The 25,222-nt window shown below is 70.1% G+C and carries 24 protein-coding genes and 1 pseudogene; 11 read left to right on the forward strand and 14 right to left on the reverse strand.

The genetic code is table 11. The features are described from left to right. Positions 1-130: 130 nt before the first annotated feature. Genes pgsA through SNAS_RS11870 form a run of 4 tightly spaced genes read left to right on the forward strand, consistent with a single transcriptional unit; the run spans position 131 to position 3,325 of the window. On the forward strand, positions 131-748 hold the full coding sequence (pgsA, locus tag SNAS_RS11855; RefSeq protein WP_013017659.1) for a phosphatidylinositol phosphate synthase: 618 nt from the start codon (positions 131-133) through the stop codon (positions 746-748). After that, positions 745-1,647: a phosphatidylinositol mannoside acyltransferase gene (locus tag SNAS_RS11860; protein ID WP_013017660.1), complete on the forward strand. Its 903-nt coding sequence runs from the start codon at positions 745-747 to the stop codon at positions 1,645-1,647. The genes pgsA and SNAS_RS11860 overlap by 4 nt, the downstream gene beginning before the upstream one ends. Before the next feature lie 18 nt (positions 1,648-1,665). After that, a complete protein-coding gene (locus SNAS_RS11865; protein WP_052304983.1) occupies positions 1,666-2,817 on the forward strand; it encodes a glycosyltransferase family 4 protein in 1,152 nt (383 codons plus the stop codon). 25 nt (positions 2,818-2,842) lie between these two features. Beyond that, positions 2,843-3,325 (forward strand): hypothetical protein, encoded by a 483-nt coding sequence (locus tag SNAS_RS11870; RefSeq protein WP_013017662.1) that lies wholly within the window; start codon positions 2,843-2,845, stop codon positions 3,323-3,325. Between the two features lie 20 nt (positions 3,326-3,345). On the opposite strand, the gene SNAS_RS11875 is transcribed toward SNAS_RS11870, so the two are convergent. Then, on the reverse strand, positions 3,346-5,280 hold the full coding sequence (locus tag SNAS_RS11875) for a glycosyltransferase family 4 protein (protein ID WP_083787092.1): 1,935 nt from the start codon (positions 5,278-5,280) through the stop codon (positions 3,346-3,348). A 298-nt stretch (positions 5,281-5,578) separates the two neighbouring features. Between SNAS_RS11875 and pdxS the strand changes: the two genes are divergently transcribed. From pdxS to SNAS_RS11890, 3 genes are all read left to right on the forward strand, one after another. Further along, entirely contained in the window at positions 5,579-6,427 is an 849-nt protein-coding gene (gene pdxS / locus SNAS_RS11880) for a pyridoxal 5'-phosphate synthase lyase subunit PdxS (RefSeq protein ID WP_211207444.1), read from the forward strand. A gap of 231 nt (positions 6,428-6,658) precedes the next feature. Next, positions 6,659-6,940, forward strand: coding sequence for a hypothetical protein (locus SNAS_RS11885; RefSeq protein WP_013017665.1), 282 nt, complete (start codon positions 6,659-6,661; stop codon positions 6,938-6,940). 426 nt (positions 6,941-7,366) lie between these two features. Further along, a complete protein-coding gene (locus tag SNAS_RS11890) occupies positions 7,367-8,158 on the forward strand; it encodes a tetratricopeptide repeat protein (RefSeq protein WP_013017666.1) in 792 nt (263 codons plus the stop codon). A 20-nt stretch (positions 8,159-8,178) separates the two neighbouring features. Here the strand turns inward: SNAS_RS11890 and SNAS_RS11895 are convergent, their stop codons facing one another. Beyond that, positions 8,179-9,558, reverse strand: a complete 1,380-nt coding sequence (locus tag SNAS_RS11895; RefSeq protein ID WP_013017667.1) for a pyridoxal phosphate-dependent decarboxylase family protein — start codon at positions 9,556-9,558, stop codon at positions 8,179-8,181. Positions 9,559-9,613: 55 nt separating this feature from the next. Between SNAS_RS11895 and SNAS_RS11900 the strand changes: the two genes are divergently transcribed. Beyond that, positions 9,614-10,129, forward strand: a complete 516-nt coding sequence (locus tag SNAS_RS11900; RefSeq protein ID WP_211207376.1) for a group II truncated hemoglobin — start codon at positions 9,614-9,616, stop codon at positions 10,127-10,129. On the opposite strand, the gene SNAS_RS32700 is transcribed toward SNAS_RS11900, so the two are convergent. Then, the gene (locus SNAS_RS32700) at positions 10,065-10,484 is read right to left on the reverse strand and encodes a DUF6463 family protein (RefSeq protein ID WP_013017669.1); all 420 of its coding nucleotides are present in this window, start codon (positions 10,482-10,484) and stop codon (positions 10,065-10,067) included. The genes SNAS_RS11900 and SNAS_RS32700 overlap by 65 nt on opposite strands. Before the next feature lie 63 nt (positions 10,485-10,547). Here SNAS_RS32700 and SNAS_RS37590 point away from each other — a divergent pair. Further along, positions 10,548-10,661 (forward strand): annotated as a pseudogene (locus tag SNAS_RS37590) (TetR/AcrR family transcriptional regulator); the annotation flags it as partial. Between the two features lie 20 nt (positions 10,662-10,681). On the opposite strand, the gene SNAS_RS36215 reads toward SNAS_RS37590, so the two are convergent. The 7 genes from SNAS_RS36215 to tkt all read right to left on the reverse strand — a co-directional run bounded on the left by SNAS_RS36215 (position 10,682) and on the right by tkt (position 19,481). Beyond that, positions 10,682-10,993, reverse strand: coding sequence for a hypothetical protein (locus SNAS_RS36215; protein WP_211207512.1), 312 nt, complete (start codon positions 10,991-10,993; stop codon positions 10,682-10,684). A gap of 329 nt (positions 10,994-11,322) precedes the next feature. Then, positions 11,323-12,096, reverse strand: a complete 774-nt coding sequence (gene pgl, locus SNAS_RS11915) for a 6-phosphogluconolactonase (protein ID WP_013017671.1) — start codon at positions 12,094-12,096, stop codon at positions 11,323-11,325. Positions 12,097-12,157: 61 nt separating this feature from the next. Next, on the reverse strand, positions 12,158-13,114 hold the full coding sequence (locus SNAS_RS11920; protein WP_013017672.1) for a glucose-6-phosphate dehydrogenase assembly protein OpcA: 957 nt from the start codon (positions 13,112-13,114) through the stop codon (positions 12,158-12,160). 18 nt (positions 13,115-13,132) lie between these two features. Continuing rightward, the gene (zwf, locus tag SNAS_RS11925; protein ID WP_144300772.1) at positions 13,133-14,650 is read right to left on the reverse strand and encodes a glucose-6-phosphate dehydrogenase; all 1,518 of its coding nucleotides are present in this window, start codon (positions 14,648-14,650) and stop codon (positions 13,133-13,135) included. A 14-nt stretch (positions 14,651-14,664) separates the two neighbouring features. Then, positions 14,665-16,269 (reverse strand): glucose-6-phosphate isomerase, encoded by a 1,605-nt coding sequence (locus SNAS_RS11930; protein WP_013017674.1) that lies wholly within the window; start codon positions 16,267-16,269, stop codon positions 14,665-14,667. Further along, on the reverse strand, positions 16,266-17,381 hold the full coding sequence (gene tal / locus SNAS_RS11935; protein WP_013017675.1) for a transaldolase: 1,116 nt from the start codon (positions 17,379-17,381) through the stop codon (positions 16,266-16,268). The genes SNAS_RS11930 and tal overlap by 4 nt, the downstream gene beginning before the upstream one ends. Positions 17,382-17,393: 12 nt before the next feature. Beyond that, complete coding sequence (tkt, locus tag SNAS_RS11940; RefSeq protein ID WP_013017676.1) at positions 17,394-19,481, reverse strand: transketolase; 2,088 nt, start codon at positions 19,479-19,481, stop codon at positions 17,394-17,396. Between the two features lie 202 nt (positions 19,482-19,683). On the opposite strand from tkt, the gene SNAS_RS11945 reads away from it, so the two are divergent. Next, positions 19,684-20,709: a heme o synthase gene (locus SNAS_RS11945; protein WP_013017677.1), complete on the forward strand. Its 1,026-nt coding sequence runs from the start codon at positions 19,684-19,686 to the stop codon at positions 20,707-20,709. 19 nt (positions 20,710-20,728) lie between these two features. Next, complete coding sequence (locus tag SNAS_RS11950) at positions 20,729-21,589, forward strand: ATP-grasp domain-containing protein (protein WP_013017678.1); 861 nt, start codon at positions 20,729-20,731, stop codon at positions 21,587-21,589. Here SNAS_RS11950 and SNAS_RS11955 read toward each other — a convergent pair. The 4 genes from SNAS_RS11955 to SNAS_RS11970 all read right to left on the reverse strand — a co-directional run bounded on the left by SNAS_RS11955 (position 21,586) and on the right by SNAS_RS11970 (position 25,159). Further along, positions 21,586-22,584 (reverse strand): sigma-70 family RNA polymerase sigma factor, encoded by a 999-nt coding sequence (locus SNAS_RS11955; RefSeq protein ID WP_013017679.1) that lies wholly within the window; start codon positions 22,582-22,584, stop codon positions 21,586-21,588. The genes SNAS_RS11950 and SNAS_RS11955 overlap by 4 nt on opposite strands. Before the next feature lie 13 nt (positions 22,585-22,597). After that, the gene (locus SNAS_RS11960) at positions 22,598-23,524 is read right to left on the reverse strand and encodes an alpha/beta hydrolase (protein WP_013017680.1); all 927 of its coding nucleotides are present in this window, start codon (positions 23,522-23,524) and stop codon (positions 22,598-22,600) included. Positions 23,525-23,603: 79 nt separating this feature from the next. Further along, on the reverse strand, positions 23,604-24,281 hold the full coding sequence (locus SNAS_RS11965) for a CPBP family intramembrane glutamic endopeptidase (protein WP_013017681.1): 678 nt from the start codon (positions 24,279-24,281) through the stop codon (positions 23,604-23,606). Positions 24,282-24,610: 329 nt separating this feature from the next. Continuing rightward, positions 24,611-25,159, reverse strand: coding sequence for a CGNR zinc finger domain-containing protein (locus SNAS_RS11970; protein ID WP_041624798.1), 549 nt, complete (start codon positions 25,157-25,159; stop codon positions 24,611-24,613). Positions 25,160-25,222 lie beyond the last annotated feature (63 nt).

The following is a 25,222-nucleotide window of genomic DNA, read 5'->3' on the forward strand; positions in this document are numbered from 1 at the left end:
GACCGTCGGTATGGTGTCGGGGCTTCACTCGGTCACGCCGGATATCGTGGGGCGCGCGGACGCGTCGGAGTCCGGTGTGGCCCGACACGGATGCGTCCACTGTCTCAAGCAACCGCGATGAAAAGGCGAAATGGCGAAGTTTCTCAGCGTGTCGGCGCGGGCTGGCGTGGCCAAGGTGCTCGACCCGGTCGGCGCGTGGCTGGTTCGCCACGGCATCTCGGCGAACACGGTCACGCTGGTGGGTACCGGCGCCGTCGTCGCGGGTGCCGCGTTCCTGGTGACCCGGGGGGAGTTGCTGTGGGGACTGGTGGTCATCACCGTCTCGGTGTTCACTGATCTGCTGGACGGATCGATGGCGCGCACCCAGGGCAAGCCGAACCGCTTCGGCGCCCTGCTTGACTCCACGATGGACAGGGTCGCGGACGGGGCGATCCTCGGCTGCCTCGCCTACTGGCTGGCCGTGTCCGGGCAGCCCGTGTCCGCCACCGCCTGCGTGATCAGCCTGGTCGCCGCCCAGACCATCTCCTACGTCAAGGCGCGTGCCGAGGGGTTGGGCGCCAGCTGCGAGGTGGGTGTCGCCGAGCGAGCCGAACGGCTCATCATCCTCGGCGTGGGCACCCTGTTGTGGCTGTTCGGGGTACCCTACGCGCTGGCCATAGCACTGTGGATCCTGGCCGCGGCGACGGTGTTCACGGTCGGGCAGCGGATCTGGCACGTGCGGGGGCAGCTGAACGGGGAAGCGTCGTGAAGGACAGGCTCGTCGACGCCGGTTTCGGCCTGGCGTGGCGTGCCGTGCGGGCACTGCCCGAGTCCGCCGCCGAGCGGATCTTCCGTCGCATCGCTGACCGGGTCTGGCGATCCGACGGCGACGGGGTGCGGCGACTGCGCTCCAACCTGCGGCGGGTGGTCGGCCCCGACACCCCCGCTGACGAACTGGAGACGCTGACGCGCGACGCGATGCGCTCCTACTGCCGCTACTGGATGGAGACGTTCCGGCTGCCGTCCTACAGCCGCTCCGACATCCTGCAACGCTTCACCCTGGACGGCTGGGAGGTCTTCGACGAGCACCGCGAGGCCGGAACCGGTGTGGTTTTGGCGATCCCGCATTCGGGTAACTGGGATCTGGCCGGAGCCTGGGTATGCGCCCGGGGCTGGCCGCTGACCACCGTCGCCGAGCGGTTGTCCGTCGACGGGGTCTACGAGAAGTTCCTCGACTTCCGGCGCGGGCTGGGCATGGAGATCCTGCCGCACACCGGCGGGGAGCGCCCGGCGCACGTCGTGCTGGCCCAGCGGGTCGCCGCCGGGCACATCGTCCCGCTGGTGGCCGACCGCGACCTGACCGAGCAGGGCGTCGAGGTGGACTTCTTCGGCGGCAAGACCCGGATGCCCGGCGGCCCCGCCTACCTGGCGTTGCGCACCGGCGCGCCACTGTACACAGTGGTGCTACGTTATGACGGTCCGAGGCACTGTTATGGCAAGATCGAAGGCCCCATCGAGTTCCCGGCCACCGGACGGCTGTCCCACCGCATCGCCGCCGGAACCCAGGCGGTCGCCGACGCCTTCGCCGCCGGTATCGCCGCCCAGCCCGCCGACTGGCACATGCTGCAACGGCTGTGGCTCGACGATCCCGCCACCCCCGGTTCGTGAACGGGGACGGTGATGGCAATGAAGATCGGCATCGTCAGCCCCTACTCCTTCGCCCACCCCGGCGGCGTCCAGGGCCATATCCGCGACCTGGCCGAGACCCTCATCGAGACCGGGCACGAGGTCAGCGTCCTGGCGCCGGGTGACCGCGACGAGGAAGTGCCGTCCTATGTGGTGTCGGCCGGTCGTGCCATCCCGGTGAAGTACAACGGTTCGGTGGCGCGGCTGTCCTTCGGGCCGCTGGCCGCCACCCGGGTCCGGCGTTGGTTGCGCCGCAACGACTTCGACGTCCTGCACGTCCACGAACCACTGTCGCCGAGCCTGTCGCTGCTGGCCTGCGTGCTGGCCCGCAGCCCGGTGGTGGCGACGTTCCACACCGCCATGCCCCGGTCGCGGGCGCTGGCGGCCGGACGGGGCATCGCCCAACTGGTGCTGGAGAAGATCACCGCCCGTATCGCGGTGTCGGCGCACGCCCGCCGCCTCCAGGTCGAACACCTCGGCGGCGGCGCCACCGAGATACCCAACGGCGTCAAGGTGAGCCGGTTCGCCGAGGCACCACCGCTGCCGGGCTGGCCCGGCGACGGCGGCTGCCTCGGATTCGTGGGACGCTTCGACGAACCCCGCAAGGGCTTCGCGATCCTGCTGGACGCGTTCGCCGCCCTGGTGCCCGAGCATCCCGGGCTGCGGCTGTTGGTCCTGGGACCCGGTGACACCGACAAGGCCGTCGCCGGGCTCGACCCGGAGGTACGCGGCCGGATCGACTTCCTCGGGATGGCCTCCGACGAGGTGAAGGCCCGGATGCTGCGCAGTGTGGACATCTACGTCGCGCCCAACACCGGCGGCGAGTCCTTCGGCATGATCCTCACCGAGGCGATGGCCGCCGGAACGCCCATCGTGGCCAGTGACCTCAACGCCTTCCGTCGCGTGCTCGACGACGGCGCGGCCGGAGCCCTGTTCCCGGTCGGCGACGCCGACGCGCTCGCGGAGACGATCGCGAAGCTGTTGCCCGACAACGAGCTCAAGAAATCCTATGTGGCCAAGGCGGACGAACTGCTGCCCGACTTCGACTGGTCCAACGTGGCCGAACGCGTCCTGGAGGTGTACACCGCCGCCGTGGAGGCCACCGGCGGAACCGCCGCCCGGGAAACCCCGCCCGCGCCGGTCCCGCTGTGACCGCCTGCGCTTAGGCTTGACCACCATGTGGTGGCTGGCGGTGGTCGTCGGCGCTGTGGCCGTGGTCGCGACCTACCTGACCTGGACGGCGGCGCGCGTGGAGCGCCTGCACGCCCGCGCCGCCACCGCGTCGGCCGCGCTGGCGGGCCAGCTCGACGCCCGCGCCAAGGCCGCCCTCGCGCTGGCCGACGCCGAGGCCGAGCACCTGGGGCGGCTGGCCGAAGCGGTCCGGGTCTGCGCCCACGTGGCGCTCGAATCGCTGCCCGACGCCCGCGAGGCCGCCGAGAACGATCTCACCCAGGTGCTGCGCGACCTGCCGATCGACGCCGACAGTCCAGCTCTGGACGACCTGCACGCCGCGGGCCGTCGGGTCCAGGTCGCCAAGCAGGTTCACACCGACGTCGTCCGCGACGCACTGGCGGCGCGCACGACCCGTGCGGCCCGGCTGCTGCGGGTGTCGCGCAAACTGCCCCGCCCGCACTACTTCAACATCGACGACCCCCGCTAGCTGGCGGCTGGTCAGCCCGCTCACTCCTCGACGGCCAGGCCGTCGTCGATCTTGAGCGACAGGTGGTTGTCCACCGAGAAGTACGGCTGCACACGCCGCCGTTTCGGGCTCCACCAGCGCGGGAGCCGGTGCGGGCCCTTGCGCTGCGCAACGTCGTCCAGCACCTTGCCCACCGGCAGCTCCCGCTGCCCGTCGAGCAGACGTATGTCCCACAGCCGGGTGCCCTCGGCGCTGACCGTGAGCAGGTCGGTGACGTCCACGCGCACCGTGAACGTCGAGGCGTCCACCGACACCGAAGCCGGGTAGCGGGCTGCTTCGGCGTCGCGCGAGACGACCTCGGCCGTCAGCTCGCCGGACGGCCGACCCACCAGCTCGCCGGTGGCCCGCACCTCGGAGCCGTGCCACGACACCGCGTCGACCTCCGGGTAGACCGGCGAGCGCCACACGCGCAGCGCCAGCACACCGTTGCGGGAGAACGGCACCACCACCGCGGCCGGGGCCGCGCTCGGGCGGCTGTCCACCAGGACGCGGGTGTCGATCCGGTCGGCGGCCAGCTTGGCGTCGTCCACGAACACCGTCCAGATGCCCTGACTCAGCCCCGCCAGGAACGCCGCGTCGACGATGATCTCGCCGTCGACCGCCTCGGGCAGTTCCACCGCGTTGCCCCGGCGCATGAGCTTGGCCGCCCCCTCGGGCAGCCGCAGCGCCACGCGCTCGAACGACTCCGCCCGGCACGATCCGGCGACCTGCTCGCTCACGCGAGTCCCCGCCTCGTGGGTGGGGGACAGGGCGCGGCGTTTCGCCTTGGCCAGGTCGGTGAACAGTCGCTCGTAGCGGGCCGCGACGCTGTCGGGGCGGTAGCGTTCGGCGGTGTCCAGCGCCGCCTTGGCCATCGCGCCACGGGCCTCCGGGTCCTCGATGAGCGTGGTCACCGCCGCGGCGAAGGCCGCGTCGTCGCCGACCGGGGTGAGCAGGCCGTCGGCGCCGTTGCCGATGATCTCGGCGGGCCCGTGTGGACAGTCGGTCGCCACCACCGGCAGCCCGCAGCTCATGGCCTCTACTATGGTCAGTCCGAAGGCTTCGAAATCGGACGTGACCGCCGCTATCGAGCCCTTCACGAGCTCGGCGTCCAGCGGCGTGCGCGCCCCCATGAGCATCACGCTGTCGTTGAGACCCAGCTCGGCCACCAGTTCCCGCAACTCCGCGGACTGCTTGCCGTGCCCGTAGATCCGCAGCCGCCAGTCCGGGTGCCGCCCGACGATCCGGGCGAAGGCCCGCAGCAGCACATCGAAGCGCTTCACCTGCTCCAGCCGTCCGGCCGCGATGATCAGCTTCGTGTCCCCGTCGGCGGGCGACAGCGGCGTTTGCGGCACCGAGTTGGGGATGTGGCCGACCTTCGCCGCCACCTTCGGCATGCCGCGCCGGTACTGCTCGGCGTCGGCTGCCGACACCGTCACCAACGCGTCGAGCGCCTTGTACGTCTTGTACAACCGCCGGGCCAGCCGACGACCGTGGTGGTCGAGCGACAGATGCTCCTGCCCCACCCGCACCGCCGAGGTCGGGGCGAACTTCGCCAGATAGACGTTGAGCCCCGGACGGGTCCCCACGATCACGTCGGCGTCGCAGTCGCGCAACGCCACCGCCACCCGCGCGTCGGCGAGCCGGTGGTACTGGGCCGCGCGCGGCTCGGTCGGCGGGAACACCTTCGACGGCCGCTGCGCCAGCGTCGCCTCCGAGACGGTCAACGGCTCCGGCTCGGCGTCGGTGCGCACGTCGACCAGCGTCCGCACTGTCAACCGCGGATCCAGCGGGAACAGCGGTTTGCTGCGGCGCCGGAACACCGACACGATCTCGACGTCGTGGCCACGGTCCAGCAGCGCCGAGGCCGTGTTGAGGGTGGTGCGAATCGTCCCGCCGAGGCTGTACAGCGAATGCACGAGGAACGTGATCTTCACGCGTCCGCACCGTCCGTCCAGTAGCGATTGTGGCTTTCCGCGGACCACTGTAACCGAACCTCTTGCGCCAGAACGCATGGAAAACGCCGCGACGGCCACACCTGGCCAAGCCCGCCACGCCGACTCCCAGGGTGACGAAGAACGCAGCTCACGGGGCCGGTGACCCGTGACCACGCGGCGTGCCCGAGTTTAGGATTGCCTAGTCGATAAACCTCGCAAGCCCTCAAGGAGTGCCGTCGTGTCCAGTGAACAGACTTCGCAAGCCAAGGCCACGGGCACCGCACGCGTCAAGCGCGGCATGGCCGACATGCTCAAGGGCGGCGTCATCATGGACGTCGTCACGCCCGACCAGGCCAAGATCGCCGAGGACGCCGGCGCCGTCGCCGTCATGGCGCTCGAACGCGTCCCCGCCGACATCCGGGTGCAGGGCGGCGTGGCCCGCATGAGCGACCCCGACATGATCGACGGCATCATCTCCGCCGTCTCGATCCCGGTGATGGCCAAGGCCCGCATCGGCCACTTCGCCGAAGCCCAGGTGCTGCAGAGCCTCGGCGTCGACTACATCGACGAGTCCGAAGTGCTCACCCCCGCCGACGAGGCCAACCACATCGACAAGTGGCCCTACACGGTCCCGTTCGTGTGCGGCGCCACCAACCTGGGCGAAGCGCTGCGCCGCATCGGTGAGGGCGCGGCCATGATCCGCTCCAAGGGCGAGGCCGGTACCGGCAACGTCGTCGAGGCCACCCGGCACATGCGCCAGATCCGGGCCGACATCAAGCGACTCACCACACTCGACTCGACCGAGCTGTACGCGGCCGCCAAGGAACTGCGCGCCCCGGTCGAACTGGTCGCCGAGGTCGCCGAGGCGGGCAAGCTGCCGGTCGTGCTGTTCACCGCGGGCGGCATCGCCACCCCGGCCGACGCGGCCATGATGATGCAGCTGGGCGCCGAGGGCGTCTTCGTCGGCTCGGGCATCTTCAAGTCCGGCGACCCGGCCAAGCGCGCCGAGGCGATCGTCAAGGCCACCGCCTTCCACGACGACCCGTCGGTGATCGCCAAGGTCAGCCGCGGCCTGGGCGAGGCGATGGTGGGACTGAACGTGGACACGCTGCCCGCCGAGCAGCAGTACGCCAAGCGTGGCTGGTGAACCCCGCGTAACTTCCGAACGAGCCGCTGTTTGGCGGCTCGTTCGGCCTTCCGGCGTTCCCGGTCGCGTTGGTGGGCACGGTCGAGGCACCACTGCCGGGTCTCGGCGCGGGTCATAGCCGAGATGATGAGGATCGAGAGGACGACCGAGGGAAGGCTCTGGTAGCCGCCGCCCGAATTGACCAGTTCGAACAGGACCGTCGCCAGCCCGAGCGAACACAGGACGACGACGGTGATCCGCGCCCAGTTGTGGCCCCGGGTGAGTGCGACCGTGGCCGTGCCGAAGACCGCCGCGCAGAGCAAGAACATCACCGCGGAGACGGCGGCGAGGGGCGACCGCTGCTCCTCGGCGGCCATGGCGTTGAGCAGCAGGGTGACCACGCTCAGCAGGCACAGCAGCCCGACCTGGACCCACAGGATGACGATGGCCACCGTGACGTTTCTGGGCCTGGCGAGTCCCGGTTTGCGTTTCATGGGTGTTCCCTTCCCGACGAGCACATTCGTGCCCCCGTGAGTGCCGGTACGGGGAGACATCTTTGGTAAAGAAGTCAAGTATTGGTGCGGTTCAATGTATGCGGGACGGTCGCCGCCGTCCACGATGTGGCCTGTTTTGACCGTTAGCTGCCGTTGGGCCGGGTCTTCCGGCTCGGCGGACCGCGGCTGTCGGCCACCCGACTGTTCAGGGGACACCGGGTCCGGGCAAAAGGCATATGGTGAGAGTTGTCCCGGTTTTCGACGACGATGATCGATCGCTAGGAAGGGGCGAGGCGTCATGTCATTGCATTCCCTGGCGGCCACGGTTATCTCCACGGCCGTCCTGTCGGCGGGGGCCACCACAGTGGTCAACAGAATGGTCGGTAACCGAAGGGGGCGAATGCGGGGTCATCCCGGTGCTCCAACGCCACCGACGCCCGGGACGGAACGCCCCGGGCAGACCGCCATGGCCACCGGTCCGTCCTGGAACGAGGGCGACCTGGACGGGCTCACCGAACCGGAGCTGGAACGTTTGGGCGGCAAGGCCTGGCGCGAGGGCGACTACGCGCTGGCCGAGCGCGAGTACCAGCTGGCCGTGGTCCGGGCCGCCACTCCCGCCGCCAAGGCCCGGGCGCTCAACAACCTCGGCACCACCTACGACAGGATGGGCCACGGCGACAAGGCGCTGGCCAGCTTCACCCGTGCCGTCGACGTGTACCGGGCCGTCGGTGAACGGCACGGCGAGGCCGAGGCACTGACCAACCTGGGGTTGGCGCTGGGAAAGCAGGGCCAGCGCGATCAGGCCACCACGCATCTGAGCGACGCGCTGCGGTTGCACCTCGACAACGGGGACCGGTTCGGGCAGGCGACGGTTCTGTCCATCATGGCTGAACTCGATCGGGCCAACGGTGACCTGGACGCGGCGCTGGCGACGCATCGCCAGGCCCTGGAGATCTACTGTGAACTGTCGCGGGCCGATGCCGAGTCCACCTGTCTCAACGACTGCGCGACCACGCTGCTGGCGATGAACCAGGTTCAGGCCGCGCTGACCGCGTACGCCAACGCCCTGGCGCTGGCGCAGCTCGTCGGGGCCGACGGTGAACGGGCTCGCGCCCACGACGGCATCGCCAGAATCCTGTTCTCCCAAGGAGACCGCACCGGGGCCCGCACCCACTGGTCCTCGGCGTGGCGGTTGTTCCAGGACAGCGACAAGGACAGCGCCGAGGCGGTGGCGGTCCGGTTGCGGCAGTTGAACTGAGGCGTCGAGCCAGTGACGGCTCAGGTCGCCAGTGAGTCCAACAGCGCCGCGACGCGTTCGACATCGGTTTCGGTGGTGCGCCAGTTGCTGAAGGCCGCCCGCAACCCCGGCACACCCTTGTAGACCGTCGGGGTCAGGAACGTCTCGCCGCTGGCCGTGATCGCCGCGTTCAATTCGTGGACGCGTTGCGGGTCACCGGCGGCGGTGAAGCACACGACGTTGAGGCGCACCGGTGCCAGCAGCCGGTACCCGGGCGAGGCGTCCAGGTGTTCGCCCAGTCGGCGGGCCAGCGCGATGTCGCGGCGGACGATGTCGGCGTGACCCGCGCGGCCGTACGCGGCCAGCGTGAACCACACCGGCAGGGCCCGCAGCCGCCGGGAGTTCTCCGGGGTCAGGTGCACCGGGTCGGGGTTGTCGCCCAGGGGGCCGAGATAGGCGGCCGCGTTGCGGAACACCTGTGCTTGCAGGTCGCGGCGGCGCGTGAACTGGACCGCGCTGTCGTAGGGGACGTTGAGCCACTTATGCAGGTCGACGCAGATCGAGTCGGCGGCGTCCAGGCCCGCCACCCGGTGCGCGTGTTCGTCGTCCAGGGCGGCGAAGGCGCCGAACGCGGCGTCGACGTGCAGCCAGAACGGATAGCGTCGCCGCAGATCCGCGATCGCGGTCAGGTCGTCGAAGTCGACCGTGTTGACGGTGCCCGCGTTGGCCACCACGATCGCGGGGCGGCCGGACAGGGCTTCCAGCTCGGCCGCGAGCGCGTCGACGTCGACCGCCTCCCGGTCGGCGAGCGTCGGTACCGTCCGCAAAGCCTTGCGCCCCATACCGAGTATCGCCATCGACTTGACGATGCTCGAGTGTGGGCTTCCCGACAGCACCGGCAGTTCGCCCAGCGCCGCGAGGCCCGCTTCGGCGACGTCGACGCCGAGTTGTTCGCCCGCCCACTGGCGGCCGAGGGCGAGACCGACGAGGTTGGACATGGTCGCGCCGGATACGAAGCTCGCGCCGTGGTCGGGCGACAGACCGAACAGGTCGGCCAGCCAGCGCAGCGCCTCGGCCTCGAAGCCGACCGCGCTGGAATCGGTGGCGGTGGTCGGGTTCTGGTCGAACACGCTGGTCAGCCAGTCGCCCGCGATCGAGGCCGGGGTGGCGCCGCCGGTGACGAACCCCAGGTAGCGGGGCCCGGCGCTGCCGGAGAAGCCCGGTTGCCAGCGGTCGGCGAAGTCGCGCAGTGCCGCGTCGGTGCCGATGCCGTCCGCCGTCAGATCGCGGCCGGGCACCGTCTGGTCCGGCTTGGCCACCGGGCGGTCGGCGAGGCCCTCGGCGACGGTGGCGGCGTGGTCGTGGACCTGGCCGAGCAGGTCACGCAGCTGACGGGATTCCTCGGCGAGCCTGGGAAACATGCTGCGACAATAGCGGTAGCTTTCCCGGTTCAGCCGTGACGATGAGGCAGTGGTGGTGGATCTCATCGACGCGGTGTTCGGCCGAGTAAAGTGGATTCGATTCAGCGATTACTGTAATCGGAGGGTCGGTATGTCCGACGAAACCCAGTCTCTTTACCAACTCATTGGACATGAACGACTACAGCAGACAGTCAACCTGTTCTACACTTCAGTCCTCAAAGACCCACTCCTGCAACCGTTGTTCGGCGATGGCCACCCCACCCACGTTGAACACCTGACCGCGTTCCTGGCCGAGGTCTTCGGCGGACCGCCCCGCTACACCGACGAGCTGGGTGGTTTCGCGACGATCTTGAAGGCGCACCGGGGATTGAACATCACCGACGAACAGCGAGCCCGGTTCATCGAGCTGTTCGACCTGGCGATGGTCCGCACCGGTCTCGGCAACGACGACACGATTCGTATGACCCTCAACGAATACCTGTCGTTCGGTACCGAGGTGGCGCAGATCAACTCGTTCGCGACGACGGACGCCGAACTGCATCCGTGCCAGGAGGTGCCGCGCTGGCCGTAGCCGCCGAGCGGGAAGCCAGCAGCGCCAGTACTCCCGTCGCCACCACCCCGATGCCGCCCGACACCGGCTGGAAGAGCGTCAGCGGAACGCCGATCACGAGCAGATAGACCCCGACCTGGACGGGGAGTCTGCCGGTGGTGCGGATACCCATGCGCGCCAGCGAGATGACCACCAGCAGCGCGACGCCGCCGATGAAGAACCACACCGTCGCGTCGCGCGGCGGGTGGTCGAGGCGGGTGTCGAACCAGCCGGTGGTGACCACGTCGATCCAGGGCGTCAGGGTGACGGCGGCGAGGAAGTGCAGGGTCATCAGGACGCAGCACAGGCTGATGATCCAGCGGTCGACGGTTCTCATGGGAATGCCTCTCATATCGTCCGTACGGTGCCGTATGGTTTCACCATACGCTAGCGTATGGAGATGGCGAAGGACGGGAACCGACTCGGCCCCGACGACTGGGCCGACGCCGCGCTGACGGCGCTGGCCACCGGCGGGCTGGCCGCGGTGGCCGTCGAGCCGCTGGCCAAGCGGCTCAACACGACCAAGGGCAGCTTCTACTGGCACTTCAAGAACCGCGACGCGCTCATCGCGGCGACGATGCGGCGCTGGCAGGACATCGGCACCGAGCAGATCATCGACGCCGCCCAGGCCGAACCCGATCCGGTGCGGCGGCTGTACCGGCTGCTCGAGGAGGTCATGGGGCACAGCGCCACCGGACGGGTGGAGCTGTCACTGCTGGCCTCGGCCGAGCACCCCGCGATCGCGCCGGCGCTGCGCGACATCGGCGCGCGCCGGATCGCGTACGTGGGGGAGCTGTTGCGCGACATCGGGATCCCGGCGGACGAGGCCCGACGGCGGGCGGTCATCGCGGTGAGCATCTACCACGGGTTCAACCAGCTGACCCATGCGGCGGCCGACGCGCTGCCGGGAACCGAGGCGCAGCGCCGGGCGCTGGTGGGGTCGGCCGTCGCGGGGCTGCTCGCGGGCTATGCCGACGAGCGGGTGGAGTTAAGCGGCGAGTCGCGGCGGTGTTGTCGGCCTTGGGCGGCGGCACGAGTTGCCGTGGCCAGCCGTGCGTCTGTGCGGGCTAGCGGCAAGCAGCGAGCGTGCCGTTACCGCGGCAAGCCGCGACCGTGCTTCTTACCGCGGCAAGCTGCGGCCATGTTTCCTACCGCAGCAAGCTGCGACCGTGCTTCTACCGCAGCAAGCTGCGGAACTTGCTCGGCAGTGCCGCCGCCGCGTCCTTGTCGAGCAGCCAGCGGGTGTTGGTGGCTCCCGCGACGGCCGCCGCCGGGGCCTGCTTCGGCCCGGCGCCCGACATGGCCAGCGCGACCGCGTCGGCCTTGCCGCCGCCCGAGGCGATCAGCCACACCTCGTCGGCGCTGTTGATCGTCGGGAAGGTGAGCGTGATGCGGCGCGGCGGCGGTTTCGGGGCGCCCCGTACCGCGACCACCGGCCGGTTCTCGTAGACGGCGGGTTGCTCGGGGAACACCGAGGCCACGTGGGCGTCCTCGCCGACGCCGAGCATCACCACGTCGAAGTGCGGGTGCTGCTGGTGACCCGGACGCGACGCGGCCGCCAGCTCGGCGGCGTAGCGGGCCGCCGCGGCCTCGGGGTCGTCGCCGTCGGGTCCGTCGCTGGCGGGCATCGGGTGGACGCGGGCCGGGTCGACCGGCAGCTTGGCCAGCAACGACTCCCGGGCCTGGGTCTCGTTGCGGTCGGGGTCGCCCGCGGGCAGGAACCGCTCGTCGCCCCACCAGAAGTCCACACGCGACCAGTCGATGGCGTGCCGGACCGGGCTGGCGGCCAGCGCCGAGTGGAAGCGGGCCGCGATCCGGCCGCCGGTGAGCACGATCGAGGCCTCGCCGCGTTCGGCCTGGGCGTCGATGATCGTGGTGGCCAGCCGCGCCGCCACCGACTGGGCGAGCACCTCCGCGTCCGGGTGGACGGCGACACTGGCGGCGGTCATGCTGACTCCTGTTCGACGTCGGCCGACCCGGTCACGGGCCGGAACAGCCTCGCGGCGGCGGTCATCGCGCCACCACGTCGGCCCCGCACAGCCGGTCCTCGCCGGTGCAGGTGCCCAGCGCCGCCTGGTACGGCTGGTCGGGGTCGAGGTGACGCAGCTCCTCGGCGAGCAGTTCGCCGAGGGTGCGGCCGTTGATGGTCTGGGTGCGGTCCGGGAAACCGGTGCGACGCAGCACCGTCGTCCCGGCCCGGTCCCGGTCGATGGCGATCTCGTCGCCGTTCTCCAGCGTGAACGACACCCCGCCGATGCCCGGCAGGTGCTCGCTGTTGCGTTCCACCTCGGTGTCCTGGATCGTCGGCGTGACACCCAGCCGGCTGCCCAGCCAGCCCGCCAGCAGCGCCGCCGACGGGTCGGCGGCCGAGGCGGTGATCGTGACCGACTTGGCCGGGGCCGTGGCGGTGTCGAAGGCGCTGGCGATCAGCGACCGCCAGTAGGTGATCCGGGTCCAGGAGATGTCGGTGTCGCCGGGGGTGTAGTCGCAGGCCCGCACCCGCAGCGCCTCGACCGGATCGGCGGCCAGGGCCGCGTAGGTGATGCGGCGTTCGGCGAACGCTCCCAGCGGGTCGGCGCCGGTGACCTGCGGCGGCGGTACCAGCCAGCAGGTCACCACCGGCACGTCCGGCGCCAGCAGCGGCATGACCACCGACTCGGCGTGCTGCGACAGCGGACCGTGCATCCGCATCACGATCGCCTCGCACGGGCCCAGCCGACCACCGACGACGATCTCGGCGTCCAGACGCGGCTCGTCGCGCTCCAGGTCGCGGCGCAGCACGATCAGCAACCGGCACGGGTGCTGCTGCGAGGCGACGGTCAGCGCGGCCTCGGCCTCGCGCTCGTCCTTCTCGTCGACGATGACGACGAGGTTGAGGGCCAGGCCGCTGGTGCCGCCGCTGGACTGTCGTTCACTGTGAAGTGCGGCGGCCACGTCGGTGGCGGTGGTGTCCCACAAGGCGATCATCTGTGTTGTCTCCCTTGATTACGCGCGGCGCCAGGACCGGTCGTCGATGTCCATCATGTTCTCCGCGGCCTGCGGTCCCCAGGTTCCCGCCGGGTACGGCGACGGCTTGCGCCCGGCCCAGAACTCCTCCAACGGGTCGATGACGGCCCAGCTGGCCTCGACCTCGGCGGCGTCGGGGAACAGGGTCTTGTCGCCGAGCAGCACGTCGCGGATCAGCCGCTCGTAGGCCTCCGGCGACGACTCGGTGAACGCCTCGCCGTAGTGGAAGTCCATCGAGATGTCGCGCAGCTCCATCCCGGTTCCGGGCACCTTGGAGCCGAACTTGACGGTGATGCCCTCGTCGGGCTGCACCCGGATCACCAGCTGGTTCTGTCCCAGCGTCTCGGTGTCGTAGTCGTGGAACGGCAGGTGCGGTGCCCGTTTGAAGACCACCGCGATCTCGGTGACCCGGCGTGGCAGCCGTTTGCCGGTGCGCAGGTAGAACGGCACTCCGGCCCAGCGGCGGTTCTGCACGCCGAGCTTGACGGCCACGAAGGTCTCGGTGGTGGAGCCGTCGGCGATGTTGTCCTCGGCCAGGTAGCCCCTGACCTTCTCACCGGCGACCCAGCCCTCGGAGTACTGGCCGCGCACCGCGTAGGTCTCCAGGTCCTCCGGCAGCGTGATCGCGCGCAGCACCTTCAGTTTCTCGGTGCGGATCTCGTCGGCGGCGTACCCGACCGGCTCCTCCATCGCGGTCAGCGCCAGCAGTTGCAGCAGGTGGTTCTGGAGTACGTCGCGGGCGGCACCGGCGGAGTCGTAGAACCCGGCCCGGGAACCGATCCCGACGTCCTCGGCCATGGTCAGCTGCACGGAGTCCACGTAGTGCGAGTTCCACACCGGCTCGAACAGCGCGTTGGCGAACCGCAGCGCCATGATGTTCTGGACGGTCTCCTTGCCCAGGTAGTGGTCGATACGGAACACGTCCTCGGCGGTGAACACGTCGTCGACGACGTCGTCGAGTTCGCGCGCCGACTCGAGGTCGTTGCCGAACGGCTTCTCCACCACGACCCGACGCCAACCGCCCGACACGCTGTTGTCGGCGGCGCCGGTGCGTTCCAGCTGCCGCAGCACCGTCGGGAACGCGCCCGGTGGGATCGAGAAGTAGAACGCGGCGTTGCCGGGAATGGCGTGGGTGTCCCGCAGTTCGTCCAATGTGGCTGACAGGGTGTCGAAGGCGGCGTCGTCGTCGAACGAACCGGGCACGAACTTGAAGTTGCCCGCCAGCCGGTTCCACACGTCCTCGCGCCACGGCGTGCGCGCGTGCGCCTTGGCCGCGTCGCGGGCCAGCTCCTCGAACTCGCCGTGGTCCCAGTCGCGGCGCGCGAAGCCCAGGATCACGAACGCCGCCGGCAGCTGGCCCCGGTTGGCCAGGTCGTACACGGCCGGGATCAGCTTCTTGCGGGCCAGGTCACCGGTGACCCCGAAGATCACCAGGGCGCACGGTTCGGGAATGTGCGGCAGCCGCCGATCCTGCGGGTCCCGCAGCGGATTGGCGATACTGGACGTTGCGGTCACGACTCTCCCAGTTCCTTGGCCGCGGCCAGCAGCTGTGCCACCCCGGCGTCGCGATCGGACAGGTGCAGGTGCAGCAGTGGCCGCTGCCGGTCCCGCAGCGCGCGCCGGTCACCGGCGGCCTGCGCGGCCTGGAGGCCACCGAAGGTGTAGTCGCGGCCGGGGACCTCAAGGTCCGCCGCCGAGTCCCCGGTGATCTGCAGGAAGACGCCGGTGGGACGCCCTCCCTTGTGGAACTGGCCGGTGGAGTGCAGGAACCGGGGACCCCAGCCGAAGGTCACCGGCGTTTGAAGCAGCTCGGCCAGCAGGGCACGCGTCTCGGCGGTCGCGGAGTCGGCCTCACGGTCGAGATAGGCCATGATCGCCAGATAACCGTCGGAACGAACCTGCCCGGTCAATTCGATCAGCGCGTCGACCACGGTGGACGCGTTCGTCCCGTACACCGCGATCGCGCCCTCGGTGAAGTCCGGCGTCTCGGTGTCCAGGCCCGATTCCAGGATGGCCTTGGTGTTGTTCTTGGACTCGGTGACGTTGGGCTGGTTGAACGGGTCGATGCCGATCAGCCGTCCCGCGTAGGCCGTGGCCAGCTCCCAGCACAGGAACTGCGCGCCCAGCGGGCCGTTGACGGCCACGTCGGGCGCGTTGAGCTGCGAACCACCCGAGGCGGAGGACTTGGAACCGCCCACCAGCGACGACAGCACCCCCGGCCCGTGCAGACCGGGCGCGACCGGCGACTCGACGACGACCGGCAGCACGCCCTTGCCGTCCTTGCCGGTGGACTCGGCGATCAGCTGCTCGGCCCAGTCGCCCAGACCCACGATGCCGCTGCCGTCGTCGGCGATGGCGATCGTGTCGCGGCTGGCCAGCACCGCGCCCAACAGCAGCGCCGGGTTGTCGGGCTGCTCGGCCGGGATCGACGCGGCGAAGGCCGCGGCCTCGTCGAGCAGGTCGGTGATGTTGACCCCGGCCAGCGCAGCGGGCACCAGCCCGAAGGCCGTCAGTGCCGAATACCGGCCGCCCACGTTCGGGTCGGCCAGGATCACGGTCGCGTTCATGGCCTTGCCCAGCTGCTCCAGCGGCGAACCGGGGTCGGTGACCACGACGAAGTGCTTGCCGACGTCCTTGATCCCGGCGTCGGTGAACGCCTGCGCGTAGGCGCGGCGGATGCTCTCGGTCTCGACGGTGCCACCGGACTTGCTGGACACCACGACGACGGTGGCGGCCAGGTCCTCGGCGAGCGCGGCGCTGACCTGGCCGGGGTCGGTGGTGTCCAGAACGGTCAACGGCACGTCGAGGGTGCGGCAGATGACCTCCGGCGCCAGCGAGGAACCGCCCATACCGGCCAGCACCACCCGGGTCAGTCCCTCGCCGCGCAGCCGGGTCCGCAGTTCATCCAGCGTGGACACCAGGGAGCGGCTGCGGGTGAAGGTGTCGATCCAGCCCAGCCGGATCGCGGCCTCCTCGGCGGCGTCCGGTCCCCACAGACCGGCATCCGCCGCCGCCAGTTTCGCCGGTACCTCCGCCGAGGTCAGCGTCTGCAACGCCGCGGAAGCGTCTACCGTGGTCGTGACCGCCAGCCCTCCGGCGGTGTCCATGCGGATCATCGATTCGACTCCTGAGTCTTGTCCAGCGCGGTGCTCACCGTCGCCAGCAGATCATTCCAGCTGTCGGCGAACTTCTCCACGCCCTCGCGCTCCAGCGTGTCGATCACGTCGTCGTAGTCGATCCCGGCCGCCGCCAGGTCGTCCAGCACCTGCCGCGCGTGCGCGTAGTTGCCGGTGACGGTGTCGGGCTTGGTCTCGCCGTGGTCGGCGAAAGCCTCCATCGTGGCCTGCGGCATCGTGTTGACGGTGCCGGGCACGATCAGCTCCTCCACGTAGAGGACGTCGCTGTAGGCCTTGTCCTTGGTGCCGGTCGACGCCCACAGCGGACGCTGCGCCTTGGCGCCGGCCTGCTCCAGCGCCCGCCAGCGGTCGGAGTCGAAGGCCTGCTCGAAGGCTTGGTAGGCCAGCCGCGCGTTGGCCACGGCCGCCTTGCCCTTCAGCTTCGGGTCGGCTCCGGCGGCGTCCAGCCGCTTGTCGATCTCGGTGTCCACCCGGGACACGAAGAACGAGGCCACCGAGGCCATGACCGACAGGTCGTGGCCGTTCTTCTTCGCCTTCTCCAGGCCGTCGAAGAACGCCTCCATGACCTTCTGGTACCGCTCCAGGCCGAAGATCAGGGTCACGTTGACGCTGATGCCCTCCGACAGCACCTCGCTGATGGCGGGCAGTCCCGCCTCGGTCGCGGGGATCTTGATGAACAGGTTGGGACGGTCCACCTGCCACCACAGCGCCTTGGCCTCGGCGATGGTGCGCTGGGTGTCGTGCGCCAGCCGCGGGTCCACCTCGATGGACACCCGGCCGTCCTGGCCGCCGGTGGCGTCGTAGACGCCGCGCAGCTCGTCGCAGGCCCAGCGGATGTCGTAGGTGGTGATGGCGCGGGCGGCCTCGTCGACCGAGACCTTGCGCAGCGCCAGCTCCGACAGCTGGGTGGCGTAGTCGTCGCCGGACGACAGTGCCTTCTCGAAGATGGTCGGGTTGCTGGTGACGCCCACGACGTGGTCGGAGTCGCGCAGCTGCTCCAGGTTCCCGGAGGTCAGTCGCTGTCGCGAGATGTCGTCCAGCCACACGGCCACACCCGCGGCCGACAGTTCCCCAAGTCGGTCCTTGCTCATTGTCGACACTCCTTAGTGGTTGTTGACGTTGTCGAGGCTGCGCTTCGCCGCGGTGACGACGGCCTCGGCGGTGACGCCGAATTCCTCGTAGATGCGCTCGTAGGGCGCGCTCGCGCCGAAGTGCTCGATGCTGACGCTCGCGCCGTCGTCGCCGACCAGGTGCCGCCACGGCATGGCGATCCCGGCCTCGACGCTGACGCGGGCCTTGACGTTGGGCGGCAGCACGCTGTCGCGGTAGGACTGCTCCTGGGCGTCGAACCACTCCAGGCACGGCATCGACACCACGCGGGTGGGGATGCCCTGGGCCTGCAGCGTCTCGCGCGCCTGAACCGCCAGCTGCACCTCGCTGCCGGTGCCCACGAGGATCACCTGCGGCTTGCCGCCGTCGGCCTCGGCCAGCACGTAGCCGCCGCGCACCGTGCCCTCGGCGCTGCCGAACTCGGTGCGGTCCCAGGTGGGGACGTTCTGCCGGGTCAGCGCCAGGCCGGTGGGCCGGTCGGTGTGCTCCAGCGCCTGCCGCCACGCCCACGCGGTCTCGTTGGCGTCGGCCGGACGCACCACGTCCAGGCCCGGCATCGCGCGCAGCGCCGCCAGGTGCTCGATGGGCTGGTGGGTCGGACCGTCCTCGCCAAGCCCGATCGAGTCGTGCGTCCACACGAACACCACCGGCAGCTGCATCAGCGCCGCCAGCCGTACGGCTGGCCGCATGTAGTCGCTGAACACCAGGAAGGTGCCGCCGTAGGGGCGGGTGCCGCCGTGCAGCGCGATGCCGTTGCAGATCGCGCCCATGGCGTGCTCGCGGATACCGAAGTGGAGCGTGCGCCCGTACGGGTTGCCGGGGAACTTCTTGGTCGCCCGGGCCTCGGGCAGGAACGACGGCTCACCGTCCATCGTGGTGTTGTTGCTGCCCGCGAGGTCGGCCGAACCGCCCCACAGCTCCGGCAGCGTGTCGGCCAGCGCCGACAGCACCTTCCCGGACGCGGCGCGGGTGGCCACGCCCTTGGCGTCGGGCTCGAACACCGGCAGCGACTTCTCCCACTCCGGCGGCAGCTGACGACGCGACACGCGTTCGTACAGTTCGGCGCGCTTCGGGTTGGCCTGCGCCCAGGCGTCGAAGTCCGACTGCCAGCGCTCGCGCTCGGCGCGGCCCCGGTCGACGGCGCCGCGGGTGTGCCCGATGACCTCGTCGGTGACCTCGAAGGACTGCTCCGGGTCGAAGCCCAGGATGCGTTTGGTCTCGGCGGCCTCGTCGGTGCCCAGCTTGGAGCCGTGGATGCCGCCGGTGTTCTGCTTGTTGGGGGCGGGCCAGCCGATGATGGTCTTCAGCGAGATGAACGACGGCTTGTCGGTGACCCGCTTGGCCTTCTCGATGGCCTGGTACAGGGCGTCGACGTCCTCGGCGTGCTTGCCGCCGGGCCGCCAGTCCACGGTCTGGGTGTGCCAGCCGTAGGCGGCGTAGCGCTCGTTGACGTCCTCCGACAACGCGATGTTCGTGTCGTCCTCAATGGAGATCTGGTTGTCGTCGTACAGGACGATCAGGTTGCCCAGGTCCTGCACCCCGGCCAGCGCGCTGGCCTCGTGGCTGATGCCCTCCTCGATGTCGCCGTCCGAGCAGACCACGTACACGTGGTGGTCGAAGGGGGAGGTGCCCGGCGCGGCCTCGGGGTCGAACAGCCCGCGCTCGCGGCGCGCGGCCATCGCCATGCCCACGGCGGTGGCGATGCCCTGGCCCAGCGGACCGGTGGTGGTCTCCACACCGGCGGTGTGCCCGAACTCAGGGTGACCGGGCGTGCGCGAACCCCACTGCCGCAACGACTTCAGATCGTCCAGCTCCAGGCCGAAACCGGCGAGGTACAGCTGGATGTAGAGCGTAAGGCTCGAATGTCCACACGAAAGGACGAACCGGTCCCGTCCGGCCCAGGCCGGCTCGGAGGGGTCGTGACGCATCACCCGCTGGAACAACAGGTACGCGGCCGGGGCCAGGCTCATCGCCGTCCCCGGGTGACCGTTTCCGGCCTTCTCCACCGCGTCCACGGCCAGTACCCGGGCCGTATCCACCGCACGTCGATCCAGGTCTGTCCACTCCAGGGACTTAGCCACGAAAATCCGCCTCCTCAACAACTTGTCTACATTTCCGTCCGCCAGGCATGACCATACCCATCCAGAACATCTCAACAGTCGTTGCCGCGAGATATTTGCCCGCACCCGACAGTCTCCTCCGCCACACCCTCATCACCCGCTCGAACCACATCGCCCAACCCCGGCAGTGGCGCATTCACATCGCCGCATACCCTCTACGACGATGCGTAGAAACCCGACGGCCGCAGCCGGAGTGACGGTCCCCGTCCACCGGATCGCCGAAAGCCCCACGCGGCCGATCATCATCGACACCGGCCGCCAAGCCCCCGCGCCCGAAACCGCGCCGACGCCACGGCGCGGCACCGGTGCCGCCGCGGTACTCAAAGCCTATGTGGCACTGACGAAGCCGCGCATCGTGGAGCTGTTGCTCATCACGACCGTCCCGGCGATGCTGCTGGCCGCGCGCAAGGCCACCGGCGGTCTGCCCGAGGTGTGGACGGTCGTGGCCGTCGTCATCGGCGGCGCGCTGGCGGCGGGCAGCGCCAACGCGCTGAACTGCTTCCTCGACCGCGACATCGACCAGCTGATGCGCCGCACCTCCCGGCGTCCGCTGCCGCAGCACACCGTCTCGCCGCGCAGCGCGCTGGTGTTCGGTCTGGTGCTGGGCGTGGTGTCGGTGACCGCGATCGGACTGGTCACCAACCTGCTGGCCGCCGGGCTGACGCTGGCCGCCATCGCCTACTACGACCTGATCTACACGCTGTGGCTCAAACGCACCACCGCCGCCAACACCGTGTGGGGCGGAGTGTGCGGTGCCGCGCCGGTGCTGATCGGCTGGGCCGCCGTCACCGGCGGGCTGAGCTGGGAAGCCTGGATCCTGTTCGCCGTCGTGTTCTTCTGGCAGCCGCCGCACTTCTGGGCACTGGCCGTCAAGTACAAGGACGACTACGCCGCCGCCGGAATCCCGATGCTGCCCGTGGTGGCCTCGGCCCGGCGGGTCGGACTGGAGTCCGTCATCTACGCCTGGCTGACCCTGGTGTCCTCGCTGGCGCTGTGGCCACTGGCCACCACGCCGTTGTACGGCATTGTCGCCGCGGCCACAGGATTGATGTTCTGTGTCGAAGCCCACCGGATGCACGGCCGGGCGCGACGCGACGAGGACCTCAAACCGATGCGGCTGTTCCACTGGTCGACCAGCTACCTGACCTTGCTGTTCGTGGCGCTGGCCGTCGACTCGTTCCTGATCTAGACCCGGTACGGTGCCTGTCATGCCGACAGTCGCCATTGTCACCTGCGCCGAACTGCCCGACTTGGACAGTGACGAGACGCTGCTCCTGGAACCGCTGCGCGCCCGCGGCGTCGACCCGGTCGCGGCGGTGTGGAACGACCCGGCCGTCGACTGGGACTCCTTCGACGCGACCGTGGTGCGCTGCTCCTGGGACTACTCGCGCCAACGGGGCCGGTTCCTGTCCTGGGCGCGCACGGTGCCGAGGCTGCACAACCGGGCCGGACTGCTGGAGTGGAACACCGACAAGCGTTACCTCGGCGACCTGGCCGGGGCCGGGGTACCGGTCGTACCGACGACCTGGCTGCCGCCAGGCACCCACGTCGAACTGCCGGACGCGGGGGAGTGGGTCCTCAAACCGTCCATAGGGGCCGGTAGCCGGGACGCGGGTCGCTACCTCATGGGCGACGTCGCGCAGCGCGAGCGCGCCTGCGAACTGGTGTCGCGGCTGCACGCGGGCGGCGCCACCGTCATGGCCCAGCCGTATATGGACGATGTGGACGTCAACGGCGAGCGGGCCCTGGTCTACCTGGACGGGGTCTTCTCGCACGCCGTCCGCAAGGGCGCGATGCTCGACGGCCCCTACGAGGGCGACGTCGAGCTGTTCAAGGCCGAGACCATCGCCCCGGCGACGGCCACCGAGGCCGAACTGGCGCTGGGCAAGATCGTCATGGACACCATCGAGGGCGAGCCGCCGCTGTACGCGCGCGTCGACGTGGTGGGCACCGACGCCAACCTGTTGCTGCTGGAACTGGAGCTGACCGAACCGTCGCTGTTCTACACCCACAGCGAGGGCGCGGCCGAGCGGATGGCCGACGCGATCGCCGCGAAACTGGCGGCTTAGCGTCCCGGCCAGACCGGCGGCAGACCGAACGTCGCGGTCAGGTCGGCACCGCCGCCGAAGACGTGCACGTGGCTGATGCCCTCCTGGGAAACGGTGAGGACACCGATCCCGAAGGCGCGGTGGATCCCGTCGGCGCTGCGGACGTAGGCGGCCACGGCGGGCTGGCCGTTGGCGGCGGTCGGCAGCATCCGCCAGTCACCACACCGGCCGATGACCGTTCGCAGGTAGCCCAGGCAGGTCGCGCGGCCGGAGAACCAGGTGCGGGTCCCGACCAGCTCGATCGCGGCGTCGGCGCGCAGTGCCCGCTCCAGGGCGGCGGTGTCGGCGTTCTCGAATCCGGTGATGTACTGCTCCAGCAGTTCCCGGGTCCGCGGCTCGGTGGGCTCCCGCAGGGGTTCGCCCTTGGGGTCGACGTCGTCGAGCCGGGCGCGGGCCCGTTGCAGCGCGCTCTTGACTGCCGCGGTCGTGGTGTCGAGCATGGACGCGACCTCGGCGGCCGGGAAGGCCAGCACCTCCCGCAACAGCAGCACGGCCCGCTGCCGGGCGGGCAGGTACTGGAGACTGGCGATGAGCGCGAGTCTGAGTCCCTCCCGCGCGGTCACGACCGTCGCGGGATCGGCCGAGCGGGGGGCCACCTGGGCGTCGGGTATCGGTTGCAGCCAAGCGATCCCGGGTTCGGCCGGGCGAGGCGGGGTCGTGGCGTCCTCGGCGGGCGCGCCCAATCCCGAGGGCAACGCCCGCCGACCGCGCTGCTCCAGCGCGGTCAGGCAGACGTTGGTGGCGATGCGGTACAGCCAGGTTCGCCATGACGACCGTCCCTCGAAGTCGCGGCGGGACCGCCAGGCCCGCAGAAAGGTCTCCTGCACCAGGTCCTCGGCCTCGTCCGCCGAACCGACCATGCGGTAGCAGTGCGCCAGCAACTCGCGCCGGTACGGCTCCAGCCGGTGCGCGGCGTCGCCAGGCCCGGATTCGGCACGCGCCGGGTCGGTCGTCATCGTTCCCCTCGCTTCAGGACCCGGATCCGGCCTGGTCCCGGCCGTCGGTGAGGTCCAACTTGGAGCGTACCCAGTCGGCCATCCTGCGGATCGCGTCGTCGGCCTCGGGAACGCGACCGGCGCCCATCTGGAAGGTGTGCAGCATGTCGTCGAAGACGTCGAGCCGGACGTCGACACCGGCCCGGCGGGCGTGGTCGGCGAGCAGTCGGGCGTCGTCGAGCAGCCCCTCGTCACCGCCCGCCTGGATGTACATCGGTCCCAGCCCGGACAGGTCCGCGTGCAACGGGTTGGCGTGCGGGTCGCGGAGGTCGCCGTCGGGTCCCAGGTAGACGCCCGCCAGCATTTCCACGGTCTCCTTGTGGAAGTAGGGTTCCCGGGGCCGATTGGTCTCATAGGACTTGCCGCCGACCTCCATGTCCACCCACGGCGAGAACGGCAGCGTCGCCGCCGGGACGGGCAGGCCCTGCTCCCGGGCCCGCAGTTGGGCGGTTATGGACAAGCCGCCGCCAGCCGAGTCACCGGTGAAGGCGATGTGCCCGGCGTCGAATCCCTGTTCGAGCAGCCAGCGGTAGCCGGCCACCGCCTCGTCCACCTGCGACGGAAACACGTGCTTGGGGGCGAGGTGGTATCCCAGGAGCAGCGCCCGCACCCCGGCCGCCTTGGCGAGGTGGCCGAACAGTTTGCGGTGCGAGTAGATCGAGCCGCCGACGAAACCACCGCCGTGCAGGCACAGCAGCACCCTGTCGGCGGCGCTGTTCTTCGGTATCGCCCACATCGCGGGCAGCCCGGCCGCCTCGATCTCGAGGTAGTCCACCTCGCGGGGTTCGGCGGTCAGATTCCCCCAGGACTCGTTGTCCGGTTGCGGGCCTCGGGGTTCGTCCCAGGCCTTGCGTACTGACTGCCAGTGTCTTTTGATCGTTTCCGACTCTTGGCTCGGCATCGCCGGTTCTCCTTTTCCGCGTCGACTGTCGATCAGGTAGACCGGCGGAAGCCGAAAAGGAATCGCGGCATGGCGCGTGTCACACGACGCGCAGCGACCACAGAGCGCTGGTCAGCAGCACGCCCAGGCCGTTGGTGGCCCAGTGCAGGCCCATGGGGGCCAGCAGGCTGCCGGAGCGTCGGCGTACCTCGCACAGCAGCCAACCGGCGGCGCCGGTGAACGCCACGACGGCGGCCACCATGATGACGCGGGCCAGCAGGCCGGGGCCGACGATCGAGGCGACCAGCTTGTTGGCGCCCATGGCCAGCGACGGCAGTACGTGCCACAGTCCGAAAAGGACCGATGAAACGGAGATCGCGAGGGTGACGCCCTTGCGCTTGCCGAGCACACCCATGAGGACGCCCCGGAACGCGACCTCCTCCAACGCGATGGTGCCCAGCGGGATGAGCACGAAGCCGGTGAGCAGGGCGGTGCCGGTGCCGAGCTGGTAGCGGGAGTCGACGAAGGCGTCGCGGGTGAGGGGGAGCAGGGCGCCGATCAGGTAGACGGCCGCGACGGCGGCGATGGCCAGGCTGGCCCACTTGAGGCCCTTGCCCCAGGTGCGGCGGGACAGGCCGAGGTCGTGCCAGGTCAGTCCGTGCCAGCGGGCCAGCACGATCAGGGCGACGGCCACCAGGGGTTCGACGACGACGCCGGTGCCGCCCGGTCCGATTCTATTGAGGACCGTGACGGCGGCCAGCGAGCCAAGAATGACCATGAGGACGGCCAGCAGTCGCCGATTGCGGGACAGCTTCCCCCAAACGGTGGAGGGGGTCCGAAGCGGGTCCAGGCGTGGAGTCGGGGCTGGGAGGCCACCTGGCGGGGTAAGTGACACGCCGGACGACAGTACGCGACCCAGCCCGCACTGTCATCCCCCGATCGACGATGGCTCGCGCTGTCATCCCCCGATCGACGATGGCTGGCACTGCCATCCCCCGATCGACGACGGCGCTGACCCTGTTGGGTCCAACCGATGGCTTGGCGGATGTCCGGGCCACCGACCTCCTCCCCACTTTTGACGGTAGGTCGGTTTGGCTGAGGGCGCGCTTAAGCGGCCTTGGCGAGGCTTAAGTCGGCTTGTGCGGGCTCGCGGTGGCGGGCGGTGTAGGCGCGGGTCTTGGCGCGGTTGCCGCACACCCGCATCGTGCACCAGCGGCGGGTGCGGCTGCGGCTGCCGTCCCAGAACACCCACAGGCACGCGTGGTCCGGGCACTGCTTGAGCCGGATCCACTCGCCCGACGCCACGGTGACCGCCCAGTCGCGGGCGACGCGGGCCAGCGCCGTTTCGGCCAGCAGCGGGTCGTCGGGGACCGGGTCGGTGCCCAGTCGCGCGTACAGCGGGACCCCGCGTAGGACGTGCTCGGCGGCGGCGATGAGGTCGGTGTCGGCGTCGCCGTTGTTGTTGAGCAGCAGGCGTTCTCGCAGCCCCGCGCGCAGGGTGAGGATCGGTTCGCTGGCCTCGCCGGTGGGCAGGCCGTTGTCGCGCAGCCAGGTGTCGAGGCCCGCGCGGGTGGCCAGTTTGTCGGTGCGGTCCTCCACGTCGACGGTGTTCGCGAAGTCCCGGATGAAGGCGGTGGCCGCCGAAGGTTCGACCATGTCTTCCATCTAATCACATAGACGGTTATATTCACACCGTCTATTTATTATGATGGTGTGAAC

It is taken from the genome of Stackebrandtia nassauensis DSM 44728 (assembly GCF_000024545.1).
GTDB lineage: Bacteria > Actinomycetota > Actinomycetes > Mycobacteriales > Micromonosporaceae > Stackebrandtia > Stackebrandtia nassauensis.

Coding starts and splice junctions, on each gene's coding strand:
- pgsA (WP_013017659.1), top strand. CDS start 131: ATGGCGAAGTTTCTCAGCGTGTCGGCGCGGGCTGGCGTGGCCAAGGTG.
- SNAS_RS11865 (WP_052304983.1), top strand. CDS start 1,666: ATGAAGATCGGCATCGTCAGCCCCTACTCCTTCGCCCACCCCGGCGGC.
- SNAS_RS11870 (WP_013017662.1), top strand. CDS start 2,843: ATGTGGTGGCTGGCGGTGGTCGTCGGCGCTGTGGCCGTGGTCGCGACC.
- pdxS (WP_211207444.1), top strand. CDS start 5,579: ATGGCCGACATGCTCAAGGGCGGCGTCATCATGGACGTCGTCACGCCC.
- SNAS_RS11890 (WP_013017666.1), top strand. CDS start 7,367: ATGGCCACCGGTCCGTCCTGGAACGAGGGCGACCTGGACGGGCTCACC.
- SNAS_RS11895 (WP_013017667.1), bottom strand. CDS start 9,558: ATGTTTCCCAGGCTCGCCGAGGAATCCCGTCAGCTGCGTGACCTGCTC.
- SNAS_RS32700 (WP_013017669.1), bottom strand. CDS start 10,484: ATGAGAACCGTCGACCGCTGGATCATCAGCCTGTGCTGCGTCCTGATG.
- SNAS_RS36215 (WP_211207512.1), bottom strand. CDS start 10,993: ATGACCGCCCGCCGTCGGGCCTCGTCCGCCGGGATCCCGATGTCGCGC.
- pgl (WP_013017671.1), bottom strand. CDS start 12,096: ATGACCGCCGCCAGTGTCGCCGTCCACCCGGACGCGGAGGTGCTCGCC.
- SNAS_RS11920 (WP_013017672.1), bottom strand. CDS start 13,114: ATGATCGCCTTGTGGGACACCACCGCCACCGACGTGGCCGCCGCACTT.
- SNAS_RS11930 (WP_013017674.1), bottom strand. CDS start 16,269: ATGATCCGCATGGACACCGCCGGAGGGCTGGCGGTCACGACCACGGTA.
- tal (WP_013017675.1), bottom strand. CDS start 17,381: ATGAGCAAGGACCGACTTGGGGAACTGTCGGCCGCGGGTGTGGCCGTG.
- SNAS_RS11945 (WP_013017677.1), top strand. CDS start 19,684: ATGCGTAGAAACCCGACGGCCGCAGCCGGAGTGACGGTCCCCGTCCAC.
- SNAS_RS11950 (WP_013017678.1), top strand. CDS start 20,729: ATGCCGACAGTCGCCATTGTCACCTGCGCCGAACTGCCCGACTTGGAC.
- SNAS_RS11955 (WP_013017679.1), bottom strand. CDS start 22,584: ATGACGACCGACCCGGCGCGTGCCGAATCCGGGCCTGGCGACGCCGCG.
- SNAS_RS11960 (WP_013017680.1), bottom strand. CDS start 23,524: ATGCCGAGCCAAGAGTCGGAAACGATCAAAAGACACTGGCAGTCAGTA.
- SNAS_RS11965 (WP_013017681.1), bottom strand. CDS start 24,281: ATGGTCATTCTTGGCTCGCTGGCCGCCGTCACGGTCCTCAATAGAATC.
- SNAS_RS11970 (WP_041624798.1), bottom strand. CDS start 25,159: ATGGTCGAACCTTCGGCGGCCACCGCCTTCATCCGGGACTTCGCGAAC.